Origin of the sequence: Streptomyces sp. NPDC059003 (assembly GCF_042740445.1) — a bacterium.
Taxonomy (GTDB): domain Bacteria; phylum Actinomycetota; class Actinomycetes; order Streptomycetales; family Streptomycetaceae; genus Streptomyces.
In genome coordinates, this window is sequence record NZ_JBHYJH010000003.1 from 135647 (window position 1) to 158042 (window position 22396).

The 22396-nt window shown below is 73.8% G+C and carries 20 protein-coding genes; 7 read left to right on the top strand and 13 right to left on the bottom strand.

What is annotated here, in order from left to right; translation table 11 throughout:
* The first annotated feature begins 63 nt into the window (after positions 1–63).
* Together ACFWZ5_RS02985 and ACFWZ5_RS02990 are read left to right on the top strand one after the other, a co-directional pair.
* Entirely contained in the window at positions 64–3231 is a 3168-nt protein-coding gene (locus ACFWZ5_RS02985) for an AAA family ATPase (protein WP_384787708.1), read from the top strand.
* A 93-nt stretch (positions 3232–3324) separates the two neighbouring features.
* Positions 3325–3852: a hypothetical protein gene (locus ACFWZ5_RS02990; protein ID WP_384787705.1), complete on the top strand. Its 528-nt coding sequence runs from the start codon at positions 3325–3327 to the stop codon at positions 3850–3852.
* A 9-nt stretch (positions 3853–3861) separates the two neighbouring features.
* On the opposite strand, the gene ACFWZ5_RS02995 is transcribed toward ACFWZ5_RS02990, so the two are convergent.
* The 4 genes from ACFWZ5_RS02995 to ACFWZ5_RS03010 all read right to left on the bottom strand — a co-directional run bounded on the left by ACFWZ5_RS02995 (position 3862) and on the right by ACFWZ5_RS03010 (position 7651).
* Positions 3862–4227 carry a hypothetical protein gene (locus ACFWZ5_RS02995; protein ID WP_384787702.1) on the bottom strand — a complete coding sequence of 122 codons (366 nt, stop codon included), beginning with the start codon at positions 4225–4227 and terminating at the stop codon, positions 3862–3864.
* A gap of 53 nt (positions 4228–4280) precedes the next feature.
* A complete protein-coding gene (locus tag ACFWZ5_RS03000; protein ID WP_384787699.1) occupies positions 4281–5489 on the bottom strand; it encodes an MFS transporter in 1209 nt (402 codons plus the stop codon).
* Positions 5486–6076: a methylated-DNA--[protein]-cysteine S-methyltransferase gene (locus tag ACFWZ5_RS03005; protein ID WP_384890111.1), complete on the bottom strand. Its 591-nt coding sequence runs from the start codon at positions 6074–6076 to the stop codon at positions 5486–5488. Before ACFWZ5_RS03005 ends, ACFWZ5_RS03000 begins: the two co-directional genes overlap by 4 nt.
* A gap of 96 nt (positions 6077–6172) precedes the next feature.
* Positions 6173–7651, bottom strand: a complete 1479-nt coding sequence (locus ACFWZ5_RS03010) for a bifunctional transcriptional activator/DNA repair enzyme AdaA (RefSeq protein ID WP_384787693.1) — start codon at positions 7649–7651, stop codon at positions 6173–6175.
* 168 nt (positions 7652–7819) lie between these two features.
* Here ACFWZ5_RS03010 and ACFWZ5_RS03015 point away from each other — a divergent pair, with 168 nt between their 5' ends.
* Entirely contained in the window at positions 7820–8518 is a 699-nt protein-coding gene (locus tag ACFWZ5_RS03015) for an alpha/beta hydrolase (RefSeq protein WP_384787690.1), read from the top strand.
* Positions 8519–8552: 34 nt separating this feature from the next.
* Here the strand turns inward: ACFWZ5_RS03015 and ACFWZ5_RS03020 are convergent, their stop codons facing one another.
* The gene (locus ACFWZ5_RS03020) at positions 8553–9218 is read right to left on the bottom strand and encodes an SDR family NAD(P)-dependent oxidoreductase (RefSeq protein ID WP_384787687.1); all 666 of its coding nucleotides are present in this window, start codon (positions 9216–9218) and stop codon (positions 8553–8555) included.
* 369 nt (positions 9219–9587) lie between these two features.
* On the opposite strand from ACFWZ5_RS03020, the gene ACFWZ5_RS03025 reads away from it, so the two are divergent.
* Complete coding sequence (locus ACFWZ5_RS03025; protein ID WP_384787684.1) at positions 9588–10103, top strand: secondary thiamine-phosphate synthase enzyme YjbQ; 516 nt, start codon at positions 9588–9590, stop codon at positions 10101–10103.
* A gap of 72 nt (positions 10104–10175) precedes the next feature.
* Here ACFWZ5_RS03025 and ACFWZ5_RS03030 read toward each other — a convergent pair whose 3' ends face one another.
* The 5 genes from ACFWZ5_RS03030 to ACFWZ5_RS03050 all read right to left on the bottom strand — a co-directional run bounded on the left by ACFWZ5_RS03030 (position 10176) and on the right by ACFWZ5_RS03050 (position 16136).
* The gene (locus ACFWZ5_RS03030) at positions 10176–11054 is read right to left on the bottom strand and encodes an SAM-dependent methyltransferase (protein WP_384787681.1); all 879 of its coding nucleotides are present in this window, start codon (positions 11052–11054) and stop codon (positions 10176–10178) included.
* Between the two features lie 187 nt (positions 11055–11241).
* Positions 11242–12246 (bottom strand): amidohydrolase family protein, encoded by a 1005-nt coding sequence (locus ACFWZ5_RS03035; protein WP_384787678.1) that lies wholly within the window; start codon positions 12244–12246, stop codon positions 11242–11244.
* Positions 12247–12250: 4 nt separating this feature from the next.
* Positions 12251–14584, bottom strand: a complete 2334-nt coding sequence (locus ACFWZ5_RS03040; protein ID WP_384787675.1) for a xanthine dehydrogenase family protein molybdopterin-binding subunit — start codon at positions 14582–14584, stop codon at positions 12251–12253.
* Positions 14584–15585: an FAD binding domain-containing protein gene (locus ACFWZ5_RS03045; protein ID WP_384787672.1), complete on the bottom strand. Its 1002-nt coding sequence runs from the start codon at positions 15583–15585 to the stop codon at positions 14584–14586. Before ACFWZ5_RS03045 ends, ACFWZ5_RS03040 begins: the two co-directional genes overlap by 1 nt.
* 14 nt (positions 15586–15599) lie before the next feature.
* The gene (locus ACFWZ5_RS03050; RefSeq protein WP_384787669.1) at positions 15600–16136 is read right to left on the bottom strand and encodes a (2Fe-2S)-binding protein; all 537 of its coding nucleotides are present in this window, start codon (positions 16134–16136) and stop codon (positions 15600–15602) included.
* 181 nt (positions 16137–16317) lie between these two features.
* On the opposite strand from ACFWZ5_RS03050, the gene ACFWZ5_RS03055 reads away from it, so the two are divergent.
* On the top strand, positions 16318–16893 hold the full coding sequence (locus ACFWZ5_RS03055) for an antibiotic biosynthesis monooxygenase (protein ID WP_384787666.1): 576 nt from the start codon (positions 16318–16320) through the stop codon (positions 16891–16893).
* A gap of 88 nt (positions 16894–16981) precedes the next feature.
* Here the strand turns inward: ACFWZ5_RS03055 and ACFWZ5_RS03060 are convergent, their stop codons facing one another.
* The gene (locus ACFWZ5_RS03060; RefSeq protein ID WP_384787976.1) at positions 16982–17746 is read right to left on the bottom strand and encodes an ArsR/SmtB family transcription factor; all 765 of its coding nucleotides are present in this window, start codon (positions 17744–17746) and stop codon (positions 16982–16984) included.
* Between the two features lie 185 nt (positions 17747–17931).
* On the opposite strand from ACFWZ5_RS03060, the gene ACFWZ5_RS03065 reads away from it, so the two are divergent.
* Together ACFWZ5_RS03065 and ACFWZ5_RS03070 are read left to right on the top strand one after the other, a co-directional pair.
* A complete protein-coding gene (locus ACFWZ5_RS03065; RefSeq protein ID WP_384787663.1) occupies positions 17932–19236 on the top strand; it encodes a hypothetical protein in 1305 nt (434 codons plus the stop codon).
* Between the two features lie 9 nt (positions 19237–19245).
* The gene (locus tag ACFWZ5_RS03070) at positions 19246–19848 is read left to right on the top strand and encodes a HEAT repeat domain-containing protein (protein ID WP_384787660.1); all 603 of its coding nucleotides are present in this window, start codon (positions 19246–19248) and stop codon (positions 19846–19848) included.
* Between the two features lie 166 nt (positions 19849–20014).
* Here ACFWZ5_RS03070 and ACFWZ5_RS03075 read toward each other — a convergent pair whose 3' ends face one another.
* Positions 20015–20443 (bottom strand): hypothetical protein, encoded by a 429-nt coding sequence (locus ACFWZ5_RS03075; protein WP_384787657.1) that lies wholly within the window; start codon positions 20441–20443, stop codon positions 20015–20017.
* Positions 20444–20519: 76 nt separating this feature from the next.
* Complete coding sequence (locus ACFWZ5_RS03080; RefSeq protein ID WP_384787655.1) at positions 20520–22361, bottom strand: hypothetical protein; 1842 nt, start codon at positions 22359–22361, stop codon at positions 20520–20522.
* Positions 22362–22396 lie beyond the last annotated feature (35 nt).

Sequence of the window (22396 nt, forward strand, 5' to 3'; positions counted from 1 at the left end):
CGTCGGGTGCTCGGTGCGAGTTCTGCCTGAACGGCCCAGTAAGTCCCTTAAAATTTGCGGCACATGAACGTGTATGGACGGCATGAGGAGAAGTCCGCGCTCGACGGCGTCCTGCAGGGCGCGCGCGAGGGCGTGGGCGGGGCGCTGGTGCTGTGGGGCGAGCCCGGCATCGGCAAGACGGCGCTTCTTGAGTACGCGGTCTCGGCGGCGTCTGCCGTCTGTGCCGGGGCTGGTGTCTCGGCTGGGTCCGCCGCCTCTCCCGGGTCCGGCGCCTCCTCCGCTTCCGGCTTCACGGTCCTGTCCTGCCGCGGCACCCGCATGGAGACCTCGGTCGCGTTCGCCGCGCTGCATCAGCTGCTGCGGCCGGTGACGGACCGGATCGGCGCGCTGCCGCCGCCCCAGGCGGGCGCCCTGCGCGGTGCCCTCGGCCACAGCGGCGAGCATCCCGAACGCCCCGACCGCTTCCTCGTCGGCGCCGCCACCCTCACGCTGCTCTCCGAACTCGCCACGGAACAGCAGCCCCTGCTGATCGCGGTGGACGACGCCCAGTGGCTCGACGAGCCGACCGCCGAGTGCCTCGCCTTCCTCACCCGCCGCCTGCGCACCGAACCCATCGCCCTGCTCCTCATCGGCGGCCACAACCCCCTCGCCACGGACGGCCCCTGGGGTCACGTGCCCAGCCTGGAGCTCACCGGCCTCGACGACACCGCCGCCGAGTGCGTCGTACGCGCGTCGGTGCCCGGTGTCGACGCCGCGACCCTGCGTCGTACGCTCCGACTCGCGGGCGGCAATCCACTCGCCCTGCGGGAGCTGCCCGGCCTGGCGGACCTCGGCGACCTGATCGCGGGGGAGGGCGGGACGGCGGTCGGGCCCCGGTTGCGGCGGGCCTTCGCCGCGCGCGTCGACGGGCTCGCCGCGCCCACCCGCACCCTGCTCCTGGTCGCCGCCGCCGAAGACCGCGGCGACCGCGACACCGTGCACGCGGCCGCCGCGGCCCTCGGTGTCACGGACACCGCCTGGCAGGAGGCCCTGCGCTCGGGCCTGCTGCGCGGGGACGGCGAAGGCCTGCGCTTCCGCGCCCTGCTGATCCGCGCCGCCGTCTACGACCACGCCCCGCCCGCCCAGCGGCGACAAGCACACCGGGCACTCGCGGACGTGCTGAGCGGCGGGGTTCGCGCGGAACCACGAGACCGGGACCGCGCGGAGCCGCGAGACCGGCATCACGGGGAACAGCGAGACCGGCACCACGCGGAACTGGGCGACCGGCACGACACGGGCCCGCACAACCGGCATCACGCGGAACCTGGCGAGCCGCACCACACCGACCCGCACAATCGGCATCACGCAGAACCTGGCGAGCCCCACGACACGGACCCGCACGACCGGCACCACACGGCCCCAGGAGACCGGCTCCACACAGACCCGCACGACCCCCACCACGCGCCGCCGGACAACCCCCACCACGCGCCGCCGGACAACCGCCACCGCGCGGACCCGGACGACCCGTACCGCGCGGAACTGCGCGCCTGGCACCGCGCTGCCGCCGTCGAAGGGCCCGACGGCGAGGCGGCCGCCCTCCTGGAGGACTGCGCCCGGCAGGCCCTGCGGCGCGGCGGTTGCGCCTCGGCGGCCCGCGCCCTGCGCCGCTCCGCCGACCTGTCGCCCACACCGCACGACCAGGGGCGGCGGCTCGCGCTGGCCGCCCGCGCCGCCTGGGAGGCCGGACAGACCGACGGAGCGCACGACCTCCTCGACCGGGCCGAGCGCCGCACCTCCGAGGAAGTGGTCGCCGGGATCAGCGGCGGCCTGCGCGGCCTCATCGAAGGCGCCCACGGCGACCAGGAGAACGCTCACCGGCTCCTGCTCCATGACTTGCGCGCCGTCGCGGACCGGCGCCGCGCCGTCGACCTCGCGTGCGTGGCGATCCGCGCGGGCTGGTCCGCAGGGTCGCGCAACCGCCAGGCCGAGGCGCTGCGCGTACTGGAGGAACTGGCCGCAGAGGGCGACCTGCCGGAGGCCACCCTGCTGCCCCTGCTCAAGGAGTGGTGGACCACCGACAGCGACACCCCGGCCACCGCACCCCTCACCGACGAGGCCGTCGCCCGGCTCGGCGCGGCCTCCTGGCAACTGCTGCCGCCCGCCCCCCTCGCCGTGGCCTGGGGCGCGGAGGCCGCCCTCGCCGAGGCGTACCGCGTCAAGCTCACCGAACTGCGCAGGACCGACGCCGCCGGCGCGCTCGTCCGCACCGTCCCGCAGACCGCGACCCTCGACATCGTGCGCGGCCACTGGCCCGACGCCACCGCCGACGCCGCCGAGACCCTCCGCATAGCCGAAGAGACCGGTGCCGACCACGCGGCCGCGCACTGCCGCACCGCGCTGGCCTGGCTTGCCGCCCTGCGCGGCGACGAGCCCGCCGTCGCCGGGCTCACCACCCGCACCCTCGCCCTGTCCGTGCCGCGCGGCATGCGCGCCCTGACGGCGGCCGCGTACTGGCACCGCGGCACGTCCGCCCTGTTCGCCGGGCGCGCCGACGACGCCCTCGACCACCTGACGCGCCTCACCGAACCGGACCACGACGCCGCCCACACCACCTTCGCGCTGCTCGCCGCGGCCGACACCGCCGAGGCCGCCCTGCGCGCCGGACACCCCGAGGAAGCGCACGCCCCGCTACGGACCCTGCGCACCTGGGCCGACCGCACGGGCGCGGCCTGGGCCCACACCGCCGCCGACCGCACCGCGGCCCTCCTCACTCCCGACACCGCCGAGGCCGAAGCGCTGTTCCAGCGGGCCCTCGACGCACCGGCCGCCGCCACGCGGCCGCTCTGTCACGCCCGTACGCAGCTGCTGTACGGCGAGTGGCTGCGCCGGACCCGACGGCACACCGCCGCCCGACCGCACCTCGCTGAGGCGGCCGAGACCTTCCGGCGACTCGGTGCCACTCCACTGCTCGATCGGGCCCTGACCGAAGAGGAGTTGACCGGTCAGGAGGTGGCCGGTGGGCAGGCACCTCCGGCCCCCAGCCGTTCCGACCCCCTGCTCACCCCGCAGGAATTCCGCGTGACCCGCCTCGCCGCCGAGGGCCTGACCGACCAGGAGATCGCCGCCCACCTCCTCATCAGCCCCCGCACGGTGCGCCACCAGCTGTCCGCCGTCCTCCCGAAGCTGGGCATCGCGGCCCGCGCCGACCTGGCCGGGGTCGACCTCGCGCACGCGCCGCGCCGCAAGGGCTGACAGCAGTGGCCCTCCCCACGTCGTCCCTCTCTTGACCTCAACCGCAGTTGAAGTAGGAAGATCGCGACACGTCTCGCGAAAAGGAGAGTGGACATGACCGCGCACCGCTCGCCGTACGGGCCCGACGGGTCGCTCATGGAAGCCGACGGGGCCGGGCGGAACGCCGTGCCAGGGGATCCGGCGGGCCGGGAGGCGCTGCGCCGCGCTGTCGCGCTCGTCCGCGCGTACGTGCAGGGGGACTCCGCCGCGATCGGCACGGCGCTCGACGCCGCGGACCCGGCCGTCGCCGGACAGCTGCCGTCCGCCACCGGCGACATCCTGCGGCTGGTCGTCGGCATGGTCCTGTCGGGACCCCGCACCCTCACCCCGGCGGACGTGGTCCGCACGGCCGACAGGATCGCCGCCGCGGGCCCGCCGCACCACGAACTGGCCGCCTCCCAGGCCGTCCGCGCCTGGGCGGGCCGGGACGACGAGGGGCTGCGCGCACACTGGGCGGACCCCGCCTCGGGCGCGCACGGCACGGCCGTCCTCGCGGCGGCGCTCGCGGTGGGCGCGTGGGGCGCGGAGCCGTTCCTCACGCTGCTCGGGACCTTCGACGAACTGGCGGGCCGGTGCGCGTGAGGGCTCCGCTCACGCCCCGTCGGCCATCGGCGGCGTACGCACGGGACGGCCGATGTCGGACGGCCAGCCGGGTCTGAAGCGCGCCACGAAGTCGGCGAAGTCGTCGGCCAGATAGCGCGGGTCCGACGGCTTCAGACGGAGCTGCCGCCGGTCGTCGGCCCACCAGACCTCGAAGTCGGCGACGGTCCCCTCGACGGGCCAGCGCCCGGCCTCCCGCGGCAGCAGCAGGACGTCGACGAACCCGCCGACGGCGAGCCCGACGTCCACGAAGATCCCGATCGCCCCGGGCCGCGGCACCCGCACGACGGTCCCCTTGAAGACCTCCCCGAACCGCAGACCTTCCCGGATCCGCGCCCACTCCTCGTCCGACACCATCCGCGCATCCTGACACGGGGGAGGGCACTTGCGACCCTTGAGACCGGGGTTGTTCAGCCTTTGGCGCTCGCGGAGCTCAGGAGGTACAAGCCGGGCGCCCCCGCGAGGACCGCCATGGTCAGCACGGCAGGGCCGAGCCCGCCGTGCACCAGCAGGGGCGCGGCGATCGCGGCCCCCACGGGCGGGGTCCCCTGCATCAACGTGCGCAGCGCGGCGAAGGAACGGCCGTGCATCTCGGGCGGGATGCGGCGCATCCGCAGGGACTGCGCCCACACGGTCATCGGCGCGCTCAGCAGACCGACCCCGAAGAACGCGGCGCCGACCACCACCGGCCGCGCGACGTCGAGCAAGGGCAGGACGGACAGAGCCGCACCGACCTGGAAGAGGCCGATCCGCCGTACCGACGCCCCTCCGGCCCACCCTCCCCGGCCGCTGCCCGCCAGGGCCGCGCCCACGAACTCGCCCGCCGCCATCGCCGCGATCAGCAGGCCGAGCGAGGCGGCACCGCCGGCCAGCTCGTTCTTCACCAGCCATGGCCCGACGACCAGGAGCAGCATGCCCTCGGCCACGTTGAACAGCATGAACGCGACCGTCGTGGCCACGATGACCCGGTCCCGGCCGACCGCCCTCATCGCGCGCCGCGTGCTCGGACCCCCGCCCGCGGGGTGCGCGCGCTGCGGCGGCAGCGGAGTCCGCAGCGTCGCCACGGCGCCGGCGAAGAAGACGTAGGTGAGGGCGTCGATCAGCAGCACCTGGGGTGCGCCGATCACGCCGACGAGGACACCGGCGGCCGCCGGGCCGACGACGGTGGCCACGCTGAAGCTCAGCGACTCGAGCGCGTTCGCCGTGTCGAGGTCGGACTCCTTGACGAGCTGGGGGATCGCGGCCGGAAACCCGGCGAGGGGCACCATCTTGAGCAGCCCGTAGACGCCCGCCACCACGAACGGCAGTGCCGTCGGCACGTCCCCCAGGGTGGCCGCGACCGGCACGGCGGCCACACACTCCGCCCGGAACAGGCTGTCGCACACCAGCAGCGTCCGCTTGTCCACCCGGTCGAGCAGCGGCCCGACGGCGAGCCCGCCCACGACGACGGGAGCGGTGAAGCACACACCGAGGAGGCCAAGGAGCTCCGGCCCTCCGTCCTCGACGACCAGCCACGACAGGGCCAGGAACGTCATTCCGTCGCCCAGCAGCGACACCGAGGCCCCCAGCCAGAGGCGCCCGAAGCCCCCTGACCTCAGGACCCGTGCGTACGCCTTCATCGGACGCCGTCTCTCTGGCCCGCGACGGCCGTCGGCGCGGACGACAGGGGAGGGCGTTCACCGCTCTCGTGGGCGAGGAGCCAGCGCTTGACGTCGAGGCCGTAGTAGTAGCCGCCCAGGCTGCCGTCCGTGCGGCGCACGCGATGGCAGGGCACCACCAGAGGTATCAGGTTGTACGCGCAGGCGGCGCCGGCCGCCCGGGCCGCGCGGGGCCTGCCGGCGCGCGCCGCGAGCTCCCGGTAGCTGACGGTCGTGCCGGGCCGGATCCCGCGCATCTCCCACCAGGCCGCGCGGCGAAAGGCACTGTCGGGCTGTACGACGGGAAGCCCGTCGATCGCCCGCACCGCTCCGTCGAAGTAGGCCGTGATCGCGGACGTGTACGGCTCCGGCGAGGGGTGCGCGCGAAGCCGGCGCTCGCGCCACCGCGGCGGGAGTTCCGCCAGCAGATCCGTCGGTTCCGCGGTGAAGCCCGCGGTGAGGATCTCGTCGTCGACGATGACGAGACTGAAGGGGCCGAGGGGAGTCGGCACCGTTGTTGCGTACACCGGATGTGCCTTTCGGGATGTGATGGGTGTTTCGGGCAGCACGGATGGCCCGTGCGGGCCGCATGGGGTTGGGCCGTGCGGCGGACGGGGCGTGTGGGGGGGGCTACGGGTGGCGGGAAACGGCGGGGGAGTGAGCGGTCAGGTGAGGGCCGACGCCCTGATCAGATGGGTGACGGCGTACGAGCGCCAGGGCCGCCAACGAGCGCTGCGCGCCGCCATGTCGCGCACGGCGGGGGAGTCGAGGCTCAGGACGTCGGGGTCGCCCAGCGCGTGCGTCCTGATGCGCCGCACCGTCGACGCCTCGATGCCGGGCAGTTCGTTGAGCCGGGCCGTGGTCTCGTCCCGGTCGGCGTCCCGCTCCAGGGAGAGCTCGCCGTCGGCCACCGCGCGTGCCAGGCCGCGCAGGGCGGCGGTGAGGTGAGCGTCGAGGCCGGGGGCCTCCAGCGCCGACTCCGCCACCGCACGGGCCGACGGGAACAGCAGGTCCGGCTCCGCGCCGGGCACGCCGACGGTCTCGCCGCAGTGCTCGACCAGCTGTCGGCACACCTTCCTGGCGTCCTCCAGCGGGGCGTACTGCTCGGCGACCATGCGGACCGCGAGTTCGAAGCCGTCCGTGCAACCGGGCACCCGCAGCCCGGGCGTGGCCCGGACGAGCGCCCCGAGCCGGGGGTCCGCGCCCAGCGATTCCGCGATCGCGGCCGGATCGGCGTCCAGATCGAGAAGGTCACGGCAGCGGCGCACGGCCGCCGTGACATCGCGCAGATCCTCAAGGCACAGCCGCAGCGTCACCTGCCCCTGCTGCGCAGGTGAGGCCGCGGAAGGGGAGGCGCCGAGATCGAACTCGGCCGAGCCGGTCCCCCGGGGCAGACGCAACGTACGCCGATACCGCTCGGGCTCGACCTTCTCGACCCCGGCGACGGCCCGGGCCCGCAGCCACGCCAGCAGGCCCGCGCCGTCCAGCGGCGGCCGGTACCGCAGCCGCAGCACCAGCGGCCCGGAGCGATGCGACGGCACCCCGTGCACCCCGTGCACCCCGTGCCCTGCGTACGCCCCGCGCCCGCCCCGCGTCCCGCGCAGCTGACCCGGCGCGCACCCGAACGCGGCCCGCATCCCGTCGTTGAACTGGCGCACACTCGCGTACCCGCTGGCGAACGCCACGTCCGCCAGCGGCAGCGCGCTGGACTCGATGAGCAGGCGGGCGACCTGATTGCGGCGGTTCACGGCCAGGGCGAGCGGCCCGACGCCGACCTCCGCGACCAACTGCCGGTGCAGATGCCGCTCGCTCACCGCGAGTTGCCGTGCCACGCCCGCCACGCCGATGTCGTCGACGGCTCCGCTCGCGATGAGCCGCAGCGCACGCGCCACCAGATCCCCGCGTACGTTCCACTCCCGCGACGACGGAGCCGCATCGGGGCGACACCGCCGACAGGCCCGGAAACCGGCCGCCTCGGCCGCCCCCGGGACGCGGAAGAAGCGGACGTTCTCCGGTTTCGGCGTACGCGATCCGCACACCGGGCGGCAGTACACGCCCGTCGTCGTCACGGCGACGTAGAAGTCCCCGTCGAACCGCGCGTCGCGGCTGGCCATCGCCCGGTAGCAGATGTCGAAGTCAAGCACCTGCGCATTGTCGCGCCGCGCCGCGCACGCCGTCTGGCGGTGATCGGACCAGGAGATCCCGGCCGAGCCCGCCCGTCGGTGCCTCGGGTCGCGACCGGCTCCCGCCCCGCTTAGCGTGGGACCGGAATCGTCGGAGAGGGGGAAACCGAACGGATTGGTGTGATCGCCATGGCAGGGAAGCCCGCCGTCGTCCTGGTGCACGGGTTCTGGGGCGGCGCCGCCCACTGGGGCAACGTGATCGTCGAACTCCACAAGCGTGGCTTCGGCTCGCTGCACGCGGTCGAGAATCCGCTGACCTCACTCGCCGACGACGCCGAGCGCACCCGCACGATGATCCGGCAGGTCGACGGACCGGTGGTCCTCGTGGGCCACTCCTACGGCGGCGCCGTCATCACGGAGGCGGGCGATCTGCCCAACGTCGCCGCGCTCGTCTACGTCGCCGCGTTCGCGCCGGACGCGGGGGAGAGCCCCGGTCAGATCAGCCAGGAGAAACCGCCCGCGGCGTTCGACAACATCGCCCCCGACTCCGACGGCTACCTGTGGATCAAGCAGGACAAGTTCCACGAGAGCTTCGCCCAGGACCTGACGCCCGACGAGGCCCTCGTCATGGCCGTCACGCAGAAGGCCCCGCTCGGCTCGACCTTCGGCGATAACGTCACCGCTCCCGCCTGGCGCGCCAAGCCGTGCTGGTACCAGGTCTCCACCCAGGACCGCATGATCCACCCCGACAACGAACGCCGCATGGCGCAGCGCATGAACCCCCGCAAGACCATCGAACTCGACGCCAGCCACGCCTCGTTGGCCTCGCAGCCCGGCGCGGTCAGCGACCTCATCGAGGCGGCGGCCGACGAGGTCGCCGCGGGCTGAGACACCGCCGGAGTTCCACTCCACGGCCAGGTCGTTACTCCACGCTCACGCCGTCGATCAGGACGTCGCCCCGCCACTCCTGCGCGGCCGGCTGCCGGGCAAGGCGCAGGTACTGCTCGGCGATGCGGTCCGGGTCCAGGGCGGAGCCGGGGGAGACCGGACCGCCGACGGTGACGGTGGCGATCCGCAGCCCGCGCGGCCCGAACTCCTCGGCGAGCACCGCGCGGGCCGCGCGCAGGGCGGCCTTGCCGAGGGACAGGCTCGTCGCCGCGGCGCGGGCGGACGGCATCCCGGAGGTGAGCAGGACGGTGCCGCCGCCCGCGGCGGACATCCGCGGAGCCAGATGCGTCACCGCGCTCACCGCGCCCACCACGTTGACCCGCAGCGCCGCGGTCAGTTCGTCGGCGGACAGCTCGCCGGGCCGGTCGTAGCGCACCCAGGCGGCGTTGTACACCAGGACGTCCGGGACACCGAGTTGCTCGACGGCGGCGTCGAGCCCGGCGTGCAGCGAGGCCTCGTCGGCGGCGTCGGCGAGCAGGCCGACCGCCTTGCCCCCGGCCTGCTCGACAGCCGCGACGGCCCCCTCCACGGTGGCCCGGGAGCGGGCGAGCACGGCCACCGGCGAGCCGTCCCCGGCGAACTGGCGGGCCACGGCCTGCCCGATACCGGGCCCCGCGCCGATCACGATCGTTCCGGCCATGGTCAGTCAACGTCCTCTCGACAGCGCGGGCCCGGCCAACCGCCGCCCGCCGTAAGCCACATCGGTCTCCTGCGCAACCTCGCCCGGCCCACTCCGTATTCCGCGGACACGGGCCAGGAGCGCACAGCCGCACGGGGCGTTCAGGATCGCTCAGGACCCTGGGCCCCTGCTCGACTGTCCGGGGCGGGCGTGGGCGAACTGCCGGAGCAGGCTCGAAGCGGCAGGGACTGGAAACGGTGCGGCGACCACCGCTCCGGCCCCGACCCTGCTCAATGGCCGAAACGGACAATTGCCTATGCGGCAAGGCCCCGCCATCGTGCATGAGGCGGGGAGGCGCCTGCCACCCTGAAACCATCCCTTGGAGGCGTCATGGCGATCCTCTCGGTCACTCCGAACGACGTGGTCTCGTACGACGTCCTGCCGGCGGAAGGCTCCATCGCCGTCTCGGTCAGGCTCTCCGTCACCATCGCGTCGCCCGAGGACACCGTCGACCTCACCGACGTGCTGCGCCGGCTGGTCGACCGGTCCCAGGTCACCGAGGGCACGCTCCACGTCTACTGCGGACACACCACCTGCGGCCTGACCGTCAACGAGAGCGACAGCGGCCTGGCGACCGACATGAAGGCCGTACTCGAACGGATCGCCCCGCACAGCCGCAACCACCGCTACGCCCACGACAACACCCGCACCCCCGCCGAGCGCGCCGTCCACGGCGAACGCGACAACGGGCACTCCCACGCCCGCGCCCTGATCGCCACCCACCCCGAGCTCAACATCCCGATCACCGCGGGCAGCCTGTACCTCGGACAGTGGCAGTCCGTCATGCTCGCCGAGTACGACGGACCCCGCACCCGCGAGCTGCTGATCCGCGTCCACCGGGCCTGAGCCTGACGTTCCCCGTCCGCGGGCCCGTGTCCTACCGGTCGATGGCGTGGAGCCGGGGAGGTGGAACGGCCCTCACGCCCCCGGCTTGCGCAGCACCACCAAGTGGTACGCCAAGTGGTCCCGCGAGAAGGAACGGTAGGGGCCCATCAGGGGATCCGTGTAGGCGAGGGCCTCCTTGCCGAAGCGGGTCTCGATCTCGTCGCGCCGGTCCTGGTACAGGGTGCACATCAGCTCGCCGCACAGCACCGCGTTGGCGGTCATGTCCTGCACCCGTACGACATGGAAGCCGGTGTCCTCGACCTCGCCGAGCAGTGTCGTGAAGGTGGTGAGCGGGGGACAGGTCCACAGGGTCGTGTACGCCGCCGACTCCTCCTCGCTGGGCGTGCCCCGCAACGTGAACTCGGTGAGGAGGAGGTGTCCGCCGGGCTTGAGGACGCGCAGGGCCTCCCGCAGGCCCAAGGGGCGGTCGGCCAGGTGGGGCATGCAGTCGATCGACCAGGCGGCGTCGAACGACGCGTCGGAGTAGGAGAGTTCCATCGCGTTGCCGTACGCGAACTCCACCCGCTCGCCCGCCGCGTGCGTGCCGCGCCGCTCCTGGCAGCGGGCCAGCTGGCTCTGGCTCACCGTGATGCCGGTGACCCGGCAGCCCGTCCGTTCCGCGAGGCGCAGCGCGGGGCCGCCGGTGCCGCAGCCGATGTCCAGGACGCGGGAGCCCGGCGCGGGGTCGAGCGAGTCGATGAGGAACTCCGTCTGCCGGTCCTGCGCGAGGTCGGCCATGCCGACCAGCGTGGTGACGGGCACGCGCTCACCGTGCGGCACGTACATGCCGATGTGCACGGCGGTCGAGCCGAGCGTCATCGCCAGCAGATCGCCGTACTGGTCGTACATCGCCCCGACCTCGTCGGGGGTGGGAGCCGGGGTACCACGCGTGCCGCGGGCGTTCGCTGCCATGGTGCGCCTCCTCGTCGAGAGTGCGGATTCCGTCCCGCACGGACGAGGTCCATTGCACCCATGGGGGGCGGCTCCTGTGACGGCGGAGTCGAGCCAGGAATGGTGGACCGAACCGGGAGAGGCGTGACGTCTGAGCTCCTGGAGGCATGACTTCTGAGGTCTTGTCAGGCGCCGTTCCGGAAACCCGTCAGGTGCCGTCGGGCGTCAGGCCGAGGATGCGCTCCGCGTTCCCGTGGGCGATCTTCTCCCGGTCGGCCGGGCTGACCGGGAGGCCGTCGAGGAACGCGCGGCCCGCCGCGTTGGCGCTGTAGGGGTAGTCGACGGAGAAGAGGATGCGGTCCGTGCCCAGGGCGTGGAGTGCGCTCACGAACGGCGCGTAGTCGAAGACACCGCTGGTCGTGACCGAGAAGTGGTCGCAGAAGTAGTCCTTGACGCGGCGCGGCAGGCCGGCGGCGGGCGTGAGCATCCAGTCCGCCCGCCAGATCATCGACGGGAGCGCCTCGCCCATGTGCCCGATGATCATCTGGAGGCCGGGGAAGCGGTCGAAGACACCGCCGACGATCAGCCGGAGCGCGTGCAGCCCCGTGTCGACGTGCCAGCCCCAGGCGGCGCACCCCAGCGCCTCGTCGACCAGCGGCGAGAAGCCCGAGTAGCAGGCGTCGAAGACGGCCTGCGGCGGCCGGTTGGGGTGCAGATACACGGGCACGGACAGCGCCTCGGCGCACGCGAAGACGGGCCGGAACGACGGATCGTCCAAGTACCGCCCGCCCACATGGCCGTTGACCATGGCGCCGCGGAAGCCGAGCGTGGACACCGTCCGCTCGAGTTCGGCGGCCGCCGCCTCCGGGTCGGTCATGGGCAGCGTGGCCAGGGCGGCGAACCGGTCGGGGTGGGCCGCCACCGCGTCGGCCATCACGTCGTTCGCCTCCCGGGCGAGGCCGACGGCGACGCCCGGGTCCAGGCTCTCGGTGGCGGGCACGGTGTGGGACAGGACCTGGACGTCGATGCCGCTCGCGTCCATGTCCGAAAGCCGACGCTCGCCCAGGTCCGTGATGCCGGGCGGCCGGTCGTCGCCGGGTGGCCAGAACCCCTCGTCGGCGAGCATCCGGTAGAAGCGCTCCATCGGATGGTCCGCGTTGGCCCTGCGGATGGCCGCGGTGGTGAAGTGCTCCTCCAGCGCGATGACGCGCACGGTGTCAGCCCACCGTGCCGGACGCCGCGGGCGCCGCCTCAGGGCCGGATGCTCCGGGTCCTGGTGCCGCCGCTTCCGGCGCTCCGGAGCCGCCGATGATGTCCTCGATCGTGATCGGCAGCTTGTGGAAGCGCCGCCCCGTGGCGTGGTGGATCGCGTTGGCGACGGCCGCGGCGACGCCCGCCTGCCCCACCTCGCCGACACCCTTCACGCCCAGCGGATTGACCACGTCGTCCGTCACCTCGACGAAGTCGACGTCGACGTCCGGCACGTCGGCGTTGACGGGCACCAGGTACTCGCCGAGGCTGGCGTTGGCCCACCGGCCGGTGCCCGGCTCCATGTGGGTCGCCTCCAGGAGGGCCTGGCTCAGCCCCCAGATCATGCCGCCCATGAGCTGGCTGCGGGCGGTCTTGGCGTTCAGGACCCGGCCCGGCGCGAATGCCCCGGCGAGGCGGCGCACGCGCACCAGGCCCAGGACGGGATCCACGGCCACCTCGGCGAACTGCGCACCGAACGTCATCGACGCGAACGGCGCGTCGGGCGGCGGCGGCCCCCAGGAGCCGGTGGCCTCCATGTCGGGCAGGAAGTTGCGCTGCAGCAGCTCCGCGTAGCTCTCGCCCACGTCGGGGGAGTCGCGCAGCACCATCCGGCCGTCGCGCACGACGACGCCCGCGGCGTCCGCGCCGTGCAGCGGGGAGCCCTCGTCGGCGACGGCCCGGCCGATCAGCTGGTCGCGCAGCGCGCTCGCCGCGGCGTGCACGGTCGCGCTGACCATCCCGGTCCCGGAGGAGGCGACGGCCGCGGCCACGTTCGGCAGGTCCGTGTCACCGCCCTCGAACCGGCACTGCTCCACCGGCAGGCCCAGGGCCTCGGCGGCGACCTGTGTCATCACCGTCAGGATGCCGGTCCCGATGTCGGTGACCGCGGCCTGCACGACGGCCGTGCCGTCGGCGTACACCCGGGCACGGGCCCGCTGGGGGTTGTAGGGCCCGTACACCGGATACGCGGCCGAGGCCATGCCGACCCCGATCAGCCAGTCGCCGTCACGGGCCGGGGGCGCGGCCCGGCGCTCCCAGCCGATGCGCTCGGCACCGAGCCGGTAGCACTCGCGCAGGCCCTTGCTGCTCCACGGGTGGCCGGACGCCGGGTCGGTCTCGGCGTAGTTGCGCAGGCGCAGCTCCAGCGGGTCGAGGCCGAGCCGCTCGGCGAGCTCGTCCATGGCCGTCTCCAGGGCGAACAGGCCGGTCGCCTCGCCGGGGCAGCGCATGAACGTCGGCGTCATCGTGTTGGCACGGATCAGCCGGTACACGCCCTCGTGGTTCGGGCACGCGTACATCTGCCCGGCCACGCCGAGCGACGGCTCGGCCCAGTGGTCGAACGGCGACGTCGGCGACAGCTTGTGATGGCGCAGCGCGGTGAGCCTGCCCTCAGCGTCGGCGCCGAGCGTGAGCCGCTGCTCCTGCTCCTCGCGGTGCCCGCAGGACGAGAACATCTGCTCCCGCGTGAGGGCGAGCCGCACCGGGCGGCCCACCTTGCGGGACGCGAGCGCGGCCAGCGCCGGATGGTGCCAGACCATCGCCTTGGCGCCGAAACTGCCGCCCGTGTAGTGCCCGATGACCCGGATGCGGGTGTGCGGGATGCCGAGCTGCGCGGCGAGCGTGTGCTGGGTGGCGGTCACCCCCTGCGTGGTGTCGTGCAGCGTGAGCCGGTCGCCCTCCCAGTACGCGGTCGCGGCCGACGTCTCGATGGGGTTGTGGTGGTTGGCGGCGAAGGCGTACGTGCGGTCGACCGTGACCGCCGCCTGCGCGAGCGCGGCTTCCACGTCCCCGCGCTCGGTGCGGCCCGGGATGAACCCCGCGAAGATCGCTTCGGGTTCGTACGCCTGGTCGCGGCCCTGGTCGATGACGGTGACGGACGGCTCCTCGGCGTACTCCACGCGCACCAGGTGCGAGGCGTGCAGGGCGCGGTCGTAGGAGTCGGCGACGACCATCGCGACGTGCTGGCCCGCGTAGTGGATCTCGTCGCTCTGCATCGGGAAGAACGTCTCCCCGGGAGCGGCCGAACCGGCGAGCGACGGCAGCAGCGGCGGCTGCGCCGCGATCTTCCCGAGATTGCCGTGCGTGAACACGGCGAGCACCCCGTCGGCCAGCTCGGCCTCGGTGCTGTCGATGGCCACGACGCGGCCGCGGGCGACGCGGGCGCCCACGAGCACGGCGTACGTGAGGCCGGGCAGCGGCACCTCGGCGGCGTAGCGGGCGGCGCCGGTGACCTTGGCGTGGCCGTCGACCCGGTCCAGGGGACGGCCGATGGGTCCTGCGATGTCGAGGGTGGTGCTCATCACCGGCTCCCGTCACGCGTGAGGAGGTCGAGCGCCCGGACCAGCGTGCGGCGGGCCAGCTCGGGCTTGAAGGCGTTCATGGGGGTGGTGCGGGCAGCGTCGAGCTCCGCGCGCGCGGCGAGCTCGAAGCTCGCGGTGGTGGCGGGCGCCCCGGCCAGCGCGTCCTCTGCGCGGCGGGCCCGCCAGGGACGTGTGCCGACCCCGCCGAGCGCGAGCCGGGCGCCCCTGACCTTGCCGCCGTCGACGTCGATCGCCGCGGCGACCGACACCAGGGCGAACTCGTACGACTCGCGGTCGCGGACCTTGAGGTACAGCGAACGACGGGCCATGGGCAGCGCGGGCACCTCGATGGCGGTGATCAACTCGCCGTGGACCAGCGGGTGTTCGCGGTCGGGGGTGTCGCCCGGCTCCAGGAAGAAGTCGTCGATGGCGTACGTGTGCGCGCCCTCGAGGGTGCGCGTGTGGATCCGGGCGTCGAGGGCGACCAGCGGGACCGCCACGTCGGAGGGGTGGGTGGCGATGCAGTGCTCGCTGGTGCCGAGCACCGCGTGGGTGCGGCTGACGCCGCCGAGCGCGGCACAACCGGCGCCCGGCTGGCGCTTGTTGCAGGGGGACTCGCCGTCGCGGTAGTAGCCGCAGCGCACCTTCTGCATCATGTTGCCGCCCATGGAGGCCATGTGGCGCAGCTGCGCGGACGCGCCGAGCACCAGCGCCCGTGACACCAGCGGGAACCGCTCCTGGACGAGGGGCGACGCGGCCACCTCGCTCATCCGGGCGAGGGCGCCGATCCGCAGGCCGCCGTCCGGGAGCTCCTCGATGCCGGCCAGCGGCAGCCGGTTGATGTCGACCAGGCGGCGCGGGGCGAGGACGTGCTGGCGCAGCAGGTCGACCTCGGTGGTGCCGCCCGCGAGGAAGTCGCTGCCGGGGTCGCCGCTGACGGCGCGCAGCGCGCTGTCGATGGCGTCGGTGCCCTCGGCGCGCAGATAGCTGATGGGTCGCATGTCCGCCTCGCTCCTCAGACGCGCTCGCGGGCCGCGCGGATGGCGGCCCTGATGTTCGGATACGCGGCGCAGCGGCAGATGTTGCCGCTCATCCACTCCTTGATCTCCGCGTCGTCCGTGGCGTGCCCCTCCTGGACGCAGCCGAGCGCCGACATGATCTGCCCCGGCGTGCAGTAGCCGCACTGGAAGGCGTCGTTGCGGAGGAACTCCTCCTGCATCGGATGGAGTTGGCCGTCCCCGGTGCCATCGGGCCGCGCCAGGCCCTCGACGGTGGTGACCTCGGCGCCCTCGCAGGTGATGGCGAGCGTCAGGCACGCGAGCACCCGCCGGCCGTCGACCTGGACGGTGCACGCCCCACAGGTCCCCTGGTCGCAGCCGCGCTTGGCGCCCGTCAGCTGGAGCTCATCGCGCAGCGCCTGCAACAGGCTGACGCGCGGCTCGATCTCCACCTCCCGCTCGACGCCGTTGACGCCGAGCCGCACCTTCACCGGCCCCGGACCCCGCTCGGCCGTCTCGGACGCCGTGCTCGTCTCCGGTGTGTGCACTGCCATGGTGGTGCCTCCTCGGGCCCTGCGGCTGACACGAGGTACGGCCGCGCGGCGCCAGGGGCAGCCACGCGGCGTACCAAGTGCGAGCCTCACACAACACGGCAAACGCGGCAATCAGGGCATAACGTGTCATGGGTGGTCCGGCTCTCGGAGGTGCCCCCATGGCTACGGCGGAGGTGCCCCCATGACCGACGCGCCCCGGCGCGCACACGACCCAGGAGAGCAGCAGGTCAGCGCCGTCTACACCTGGCTGGTCGAGCCCGGCAGGGAAGCGGACTTCCAGGAGTGGGCGCATGGCATCCAGCGCGTCGCCGGGACGTTCCCCGGCCAGCAGGGCGTCACCTGGCTGCGCCCGGAGGGTGCCGGGCACCGCTTCCACGCCGTCGTGCGCTTCCGCGACACCGAGAGCCTGGAGCGCTGGATGCGGTCGCCGGAGCGCGCGGAGTGGCATGACCGGCTCCCGGGCATCGCGCGCCCAGCGCACCCCCATCTGACGACCACCGGCATGGAGACCTGGTTCACCGTCCCCGGCGGCGTGGCCCGCCCGCCCGAGCGCTGGAAGATGGCCGTCATGACGCTTCTGGCCGTCTATCCCTTCGCCTTCCTGCACACCTGGCTGGCGGCCCCCCACCTCACGTCCTGGCCCCTGCCCCTGCGCGCGGCGGTCCTGCCGCTCTTCCTGTCGCCGACGCTCACCTACGTGGTGATGCCGCGGCTGAGCAGGCTCCTGAAGAGGTGGCTGTACCGCGACCCCGCGTAGGGCCTTGCCGAGGGGCGAGGGGCGAGGGGCGAGGGGCGAGGGTCGAGGGTCGAGGGGCGAGGGGCGAGGGCCGAGGGCCGACGGCCGGTCAGGACCAGGCCGGGAGCGGCAGGGGCTTGCCGCTCTCCACGTAGGTCTTGAGGCTGGAGAGCACCGCGGACCAGCCGCCCGCCGACTGGCGGAGTTCGACGTCGTCGCGCAGGTTCTCGTGCGTGACGGTGAGCTGGACCGTGCCGCCGTACGGCTTCAGGTCGAAGGTGACGGTCGAGGGGCCGTTGGGGCGCTCCTCGCCGGGGCCCGCCCAGGTCACGACCAGGCGCTTGGGCGGGGTGGCCTCGACGACCGTGCCGACGATGTCGGCGATGCCGCTGCCGTCCGTGCGGCGGTGCTCCCAGGGGGAGCCGGGCTGCCAGTCCGAGACGTTGCTGTGCTGCCAGTAGGCGGCCGTCATGTCGGCGTCGGTCAGGGCCTGCCAGACCGTCTCGGGGGTGGCCTCGATGTAGGTGGTGTACACGAACTCGGGCTTGGTGGTGGGGGAGGTGTTCATGGCGCTTTCCGCTCTCCGTTTCAGTGCGCCCAGTGCTGCGAGGCGCGGGCGTTCGAACTTGTCGATCCACCGCTCCTGGATCTCATGGAGCGGTACGGGGTTGAGGTAGTGGAGTTTTTCCCGGCCCCGCTTGACCGTGCTGACGAGGTTGGCCGCCTCCAGGAGGCCCAGGTGCTGGGTCGTGGCCTGGCGCGACATGCCGAGCCCTGCGCAGAGCTGGCTCAGGGTCTGGCCGTTGTCCTCGTGCAGCCGGTCGAGAAGGAGCCGCCGGGTCGTGTCGGACAGGGCCTTGAAGACCTTGTCCATGTCATCGCTCACACGGCTATTAATGCAGGCATTTACTTGCATGTCAAACGGTGATGGATGGCTACGGAACGTAGCGCCGACGATGCACCCCACTTATGGCCAAATCTGACGCTTAGCGGCTGAAAGTCCGACGAGTAGCGTCATGGCTCCTTCCGTGGGTGGCCCGCGGTGGAAGGGGGAGCGCCGTGACGTGGCTGGGGTGGGAAAGCCTTGGGGGAGCCCTGACGAGCGGCCCGGCCGTGTCGTCCTGGGCCGGTGGACGGCTCGACACATTCGTACGGGGCACGGACTCGGCCCTCTGGCACAAGTGGTACGACCACGGCTGGTCGGGCTGGGAGAGCCTCGGCGGCGTCCTCACCTCGGAACCCGCGGCCGTCTCCTGGGGCAACGGCCGCATCGACGTCTTCGTGCGCGGCACCGACTCGGCCCTGTGGCACAAGTGGTACGACAAGGGCTGGTCGGGCTGGGAGAGCCTGGGCGGCGTCCTCACCTCCGCACCCGCCGTCGCGAGCTGGCGCGGCGGCCGCCTCGACGTCTTCGTGCGCGGTACGGACGCGGCGCTGTGGCACAAGTGGTACGACGGCGGCTGGTCGGGCTGGGAGAGCCTCGGCGGCACGCTCAACTCCGCGCCCGCCGCCGTCTCCTGGGCCGACGGCCGCATCGACGTCTTCGGGTCGGGCTCGGACTCGGCCCTGTGGCACAAGTGGTACGAGCGCGGCTGGTCCGGCTGGGAGAGCCTCGGCGGCGCCCTCAACTCCGCGCCCGCCGCCGCCAGCTGGAGCGCCGGACGCCTCGACGTGTTCGTCGCCGGTACGGACTCCGCGCTGTGGCACAAGTGGTACGACCACGGCTGGTCGGGCTGGGAGAGCCTCGGCGGCGTCCTGACGAGCGGCCCCGGCGCCGTGTCCTGGGGCCCCGACCGCATCGACGTCTTCGTGCGCGGCACCGACAACGCCATGTGGCACAAGTGGTGGACCAAGGTGCCGACGGTGCGCCTGCACGCCAAGGTCCTCACCGCCCCGAACGTGTCCGTCACCGACGCCGTCGCGCGCATGCGCGAGGTGTACGCGACCGCCGGCATCGCCGTCGAGCTCGCCTCCACGGAGAACCTGAACCTGCCCGCGCTCAACGACGTCGACGTGGGGGAGTGCGTCAGGGGCCGGACCACCCCCGAACAGGACGAGCTGTTCGGCCACCGCGCCCACGCGGGCGCCAACGACGTCGTCGTCTACTTCGTACGCTCGACCGTGCCGCCGTTCAACGGCTGCGCGGCCCACCCAGCGGGCCGGCCCGGAGCCGTCGTCGCGCGCGGCGCGACACAATGGACCCTGGGCCACGAGGTCGGCCACGTCCTGGGCCTGCGGCACGTCAACGACAACGACCGCCTGATGACGGGCAACGGCACGGCCAACATCACCAACCCGCCGCCCGACCTGGTCGCCGACGAGGTGAAGACCATGCTCGACAGCCCGTACACCCAGGACGTCTAGGAGGCGGCGATGAGCGTATCGATGGACGACGTACGCAAGGTCCTCGACCCCGAGGAGCCGGACTATGCTGCCGCCGCGCGCCTCGGCACCGACAGCCTGCCCCACCTGCGCGCCCTGGTCGAGGGCGACGACCTGCTCCTTGCCGCCAAAGCGGTGTACGCGGCCGGGCTGCTCGAAGGCGACACCGGCAAGGACGTCGTCGCGACCGCCGCGCGCAGCGACGAGCCGACGCTGCGCGTCGCGGCGGCCGGTGCCACGGTGAACCTGCCGACGGAGTCCGCGGCGGGCCTGCTCGGCAACCTGGTCACCGATCCCGACGTGGGCGTGCGCAAGGTCGCCAGGGCGTCCGTGCCCGCCGACGCCCCCGAGTCCCTGGCCACCCTCATCCGCGAGAGCGGCCCCCCGGAGGCGGCTCCTTCAGCGCCGTCCGACCTCGCGTCGGGCGCACCCCTGACGGCCACGCCGATGCCCGGCGAGCACCCCGGCACCGGGCTCATGCCCGGCGAGGCCCCGACGGGCGGCCTGATGCCGGGCGAGCGCCCGCGGGGCGGCATGGACGGCGGCGGCGACGCCGAACCGGCACCGGGGAAGATGCCGGGCGAGAGCGGCTGAACTGTTCCGGGTCGCCGGGTCGCCGGGTCGCCGGGTCGCCGGGTCGCCGGGTCGCTGGGTCGCTGGGTCGCTGGGTCGCTGGGTCGCTGGGTCGCCGGGTCGCCGGGTGGCCGGGTCGCTGGGCGGCCGAGCGGCCGGGGGAGGGCTGGGCGGCACGTCGTCCGTGTCAGTCCTCCCGCGCGTCCGGCCGCACCACACGCACCGACTGGTTGCCGTGCTGGTTCACGATCGCCGTGCCCTGACCCTCGGCCCTGACGTACTGCCGGTACGACGTGGAGTCGCGCCGGGGCGGGGCGAAGGCGGCGATCGCGGCCTGCAACTCCCCGGCCGCGTCCGGGTGTTCCGCCAGCAGATCCTGGAGCCGTACGCGCCACGCGTGGCGGGCTTCCGCCAACTCGCGCTCGCTCGCCGCACCGTGCGCCGCCGTCCGCAGTTCGTCGAGCCGCCGGGCGGCGGCCGCCGCCCGGTCGGGGTCGCCCCGGCCGAGCAGTTGGACGAAGGCGGCGCGGGTGGTCTGCCACGCGTCGGTGGTGGCCGCCCCGACGAGGCCCGCGGCCCCGGCCGAGGCCAGCGTGGCCAGCCATTCGGGAGTCACTGTCGCTTCCTCCTGGAGGGGGTGGGCGGTTGTTCCGGAGGTCTGGTCGGTCGCTGCTGCCGCGTGCGCTGCGCGGCTACGGCGTGCGCTGCGCGCTCCACTGACCGCTGGCGTTCTGGCACTCCGTGGTGAAGGTGCCGCGCATGCCGGTGTCGTCCACGGTGCCGGTGAAGGAGATGGCCCGGGCGCTGTCGACGGTGCCGAAGGTGATGCGGTCGCCCTTGATGGTGCCGGTGACGGGGCCGCTGAGGTCGCAGGGCGTCCCCTCGACGGTGAGCTCGCCGGTGATGCTGTCGCTGTCGACGGTCAGGTCGGCGGTGAACGGACCGCTCGCGACGACGGCGTCCCACTCGCCCCGCCAGTCGCCGTTGAGACGTTTCGCGGCGTCGTCGCCCGAACCCGACGAAGGCGAGGGCTCGTCCGGCGGTGGCACCGACGGCGTGACCCGCAGCCCGAAGTCCGTGTAGCGCGCCGAGACCGCGTGACCGCCGGTACTCGGTCCCGGCGCGGCCTCCAGACGCACCAGGCGTCCGTCCTCGTCGATCCGGGCCGAGAACGTCGACGCCGCGTCGCCGGTCGGCGCCGATGAGGCCGGGGCAGGCGTGCTGGTCGCCCGCGGGCGGTCGTAGGCCGCCTGCCGCACGGGCCGCACGGCGCGGTCCGTGGACCGCGACAACGTCCCCGTGAAGCGGCACCCCTCACGCTCGGCACGCGCCACCGACCGCAGCAGCCGCGCCACCGCCGTCGGATCGACCGCGTCGTTGAAGGCACCGTCGGACCGCACCAGACGGGCGTCCGCCCCGTCCGGAACCGTCGTCCCCGCGGGCAGCGCTACCTTCCCACCGCTGATCGTCCCGCTCACGACCGGCCCCTCACCGACCTGCTGGGTGAACCAGGCGGAGCGCGACCTGGGATCCGCCGCCCCGGTGACGTGGTGCCGACCCCGGCTGACGTCGAACCGGTAGCTCGTCAGGCCCGTACGCCGTGCGGCCTCCGCCAGCATCACCGGCGCCGAACGCCCGTTGACCGCGGCGTCGCACGAGGCCTTGTCGTGCGTACGCGTCACCACCACGCTCACGGACACGACGGTGACGACCACGACCGAGACGACGGTGGCCACCACCGGCACGCTCACGCCGCCGCCCCCGACCCCCACGGCCGACACCGCCTTGGCGAACAGGGAGGCGCCGCCCTTGCCCGCGACGGCTCCCGACGTCGAGGCGCCGGTGCCGACGGTGCCCGACGTGGTGCCGGATGCGGTGCCCGACGCGGCACCCGCCGCGGGCCCGGCGGGATCGGCGAGCGGCCCCTCGGGAAGCACCCCCGCCCCCGCCTTGTCGGCGGCCTCGGCCGCGAAGTGCCGGGCGGCCATGGTTCCGCCGGCGGCCGCACCCGTCCCCGCGACCGCGGTCACCGCTCCGGCCGCACCCCGGCTCATCTTCCGCGGACGGGGAGTCTGGCCGAAGACCACTTGGTAGTAGATGTTGCCGTTCTGCACGGCGTTGACGGTGCCGTGCCCGGTGGCGGTGGCGATCTGCGTCCCCGTGGAGCCGGTCGCGTCCGCCGGCATGAGCAGGGATCGCACCGTGTCGGTGAACCGGCGCGCCTGCTCCGCGCGCTCAGGATCGTCGGCGAGCGCGGCGGCGAGCTCCTCCTGCCACCGTGGCACGGCCTCGATCAGGTGGTCGTCGAGCTCCGCACCGTCGAGGCGCAGCGCCTCGGCCGCCCACTCCTGCACCCGCGCGGCCCCGGCCCCGCCGTCGCCGGGCAACAGCGAACCCGCTTCCGCGCGGGCCGCGTCCCACGCGTCGGTACCGATGGCCGCGGCGAGATGCTCGACCGCGTCGACGACCGGATCCGCGGCCCGCTCACCACCCCCTGGAACGCCCGGACCGCCCCCTGAAACACCTTCGGCCATGACCGCCGCCTCCCCCGATGCGTCACGCCACTGAG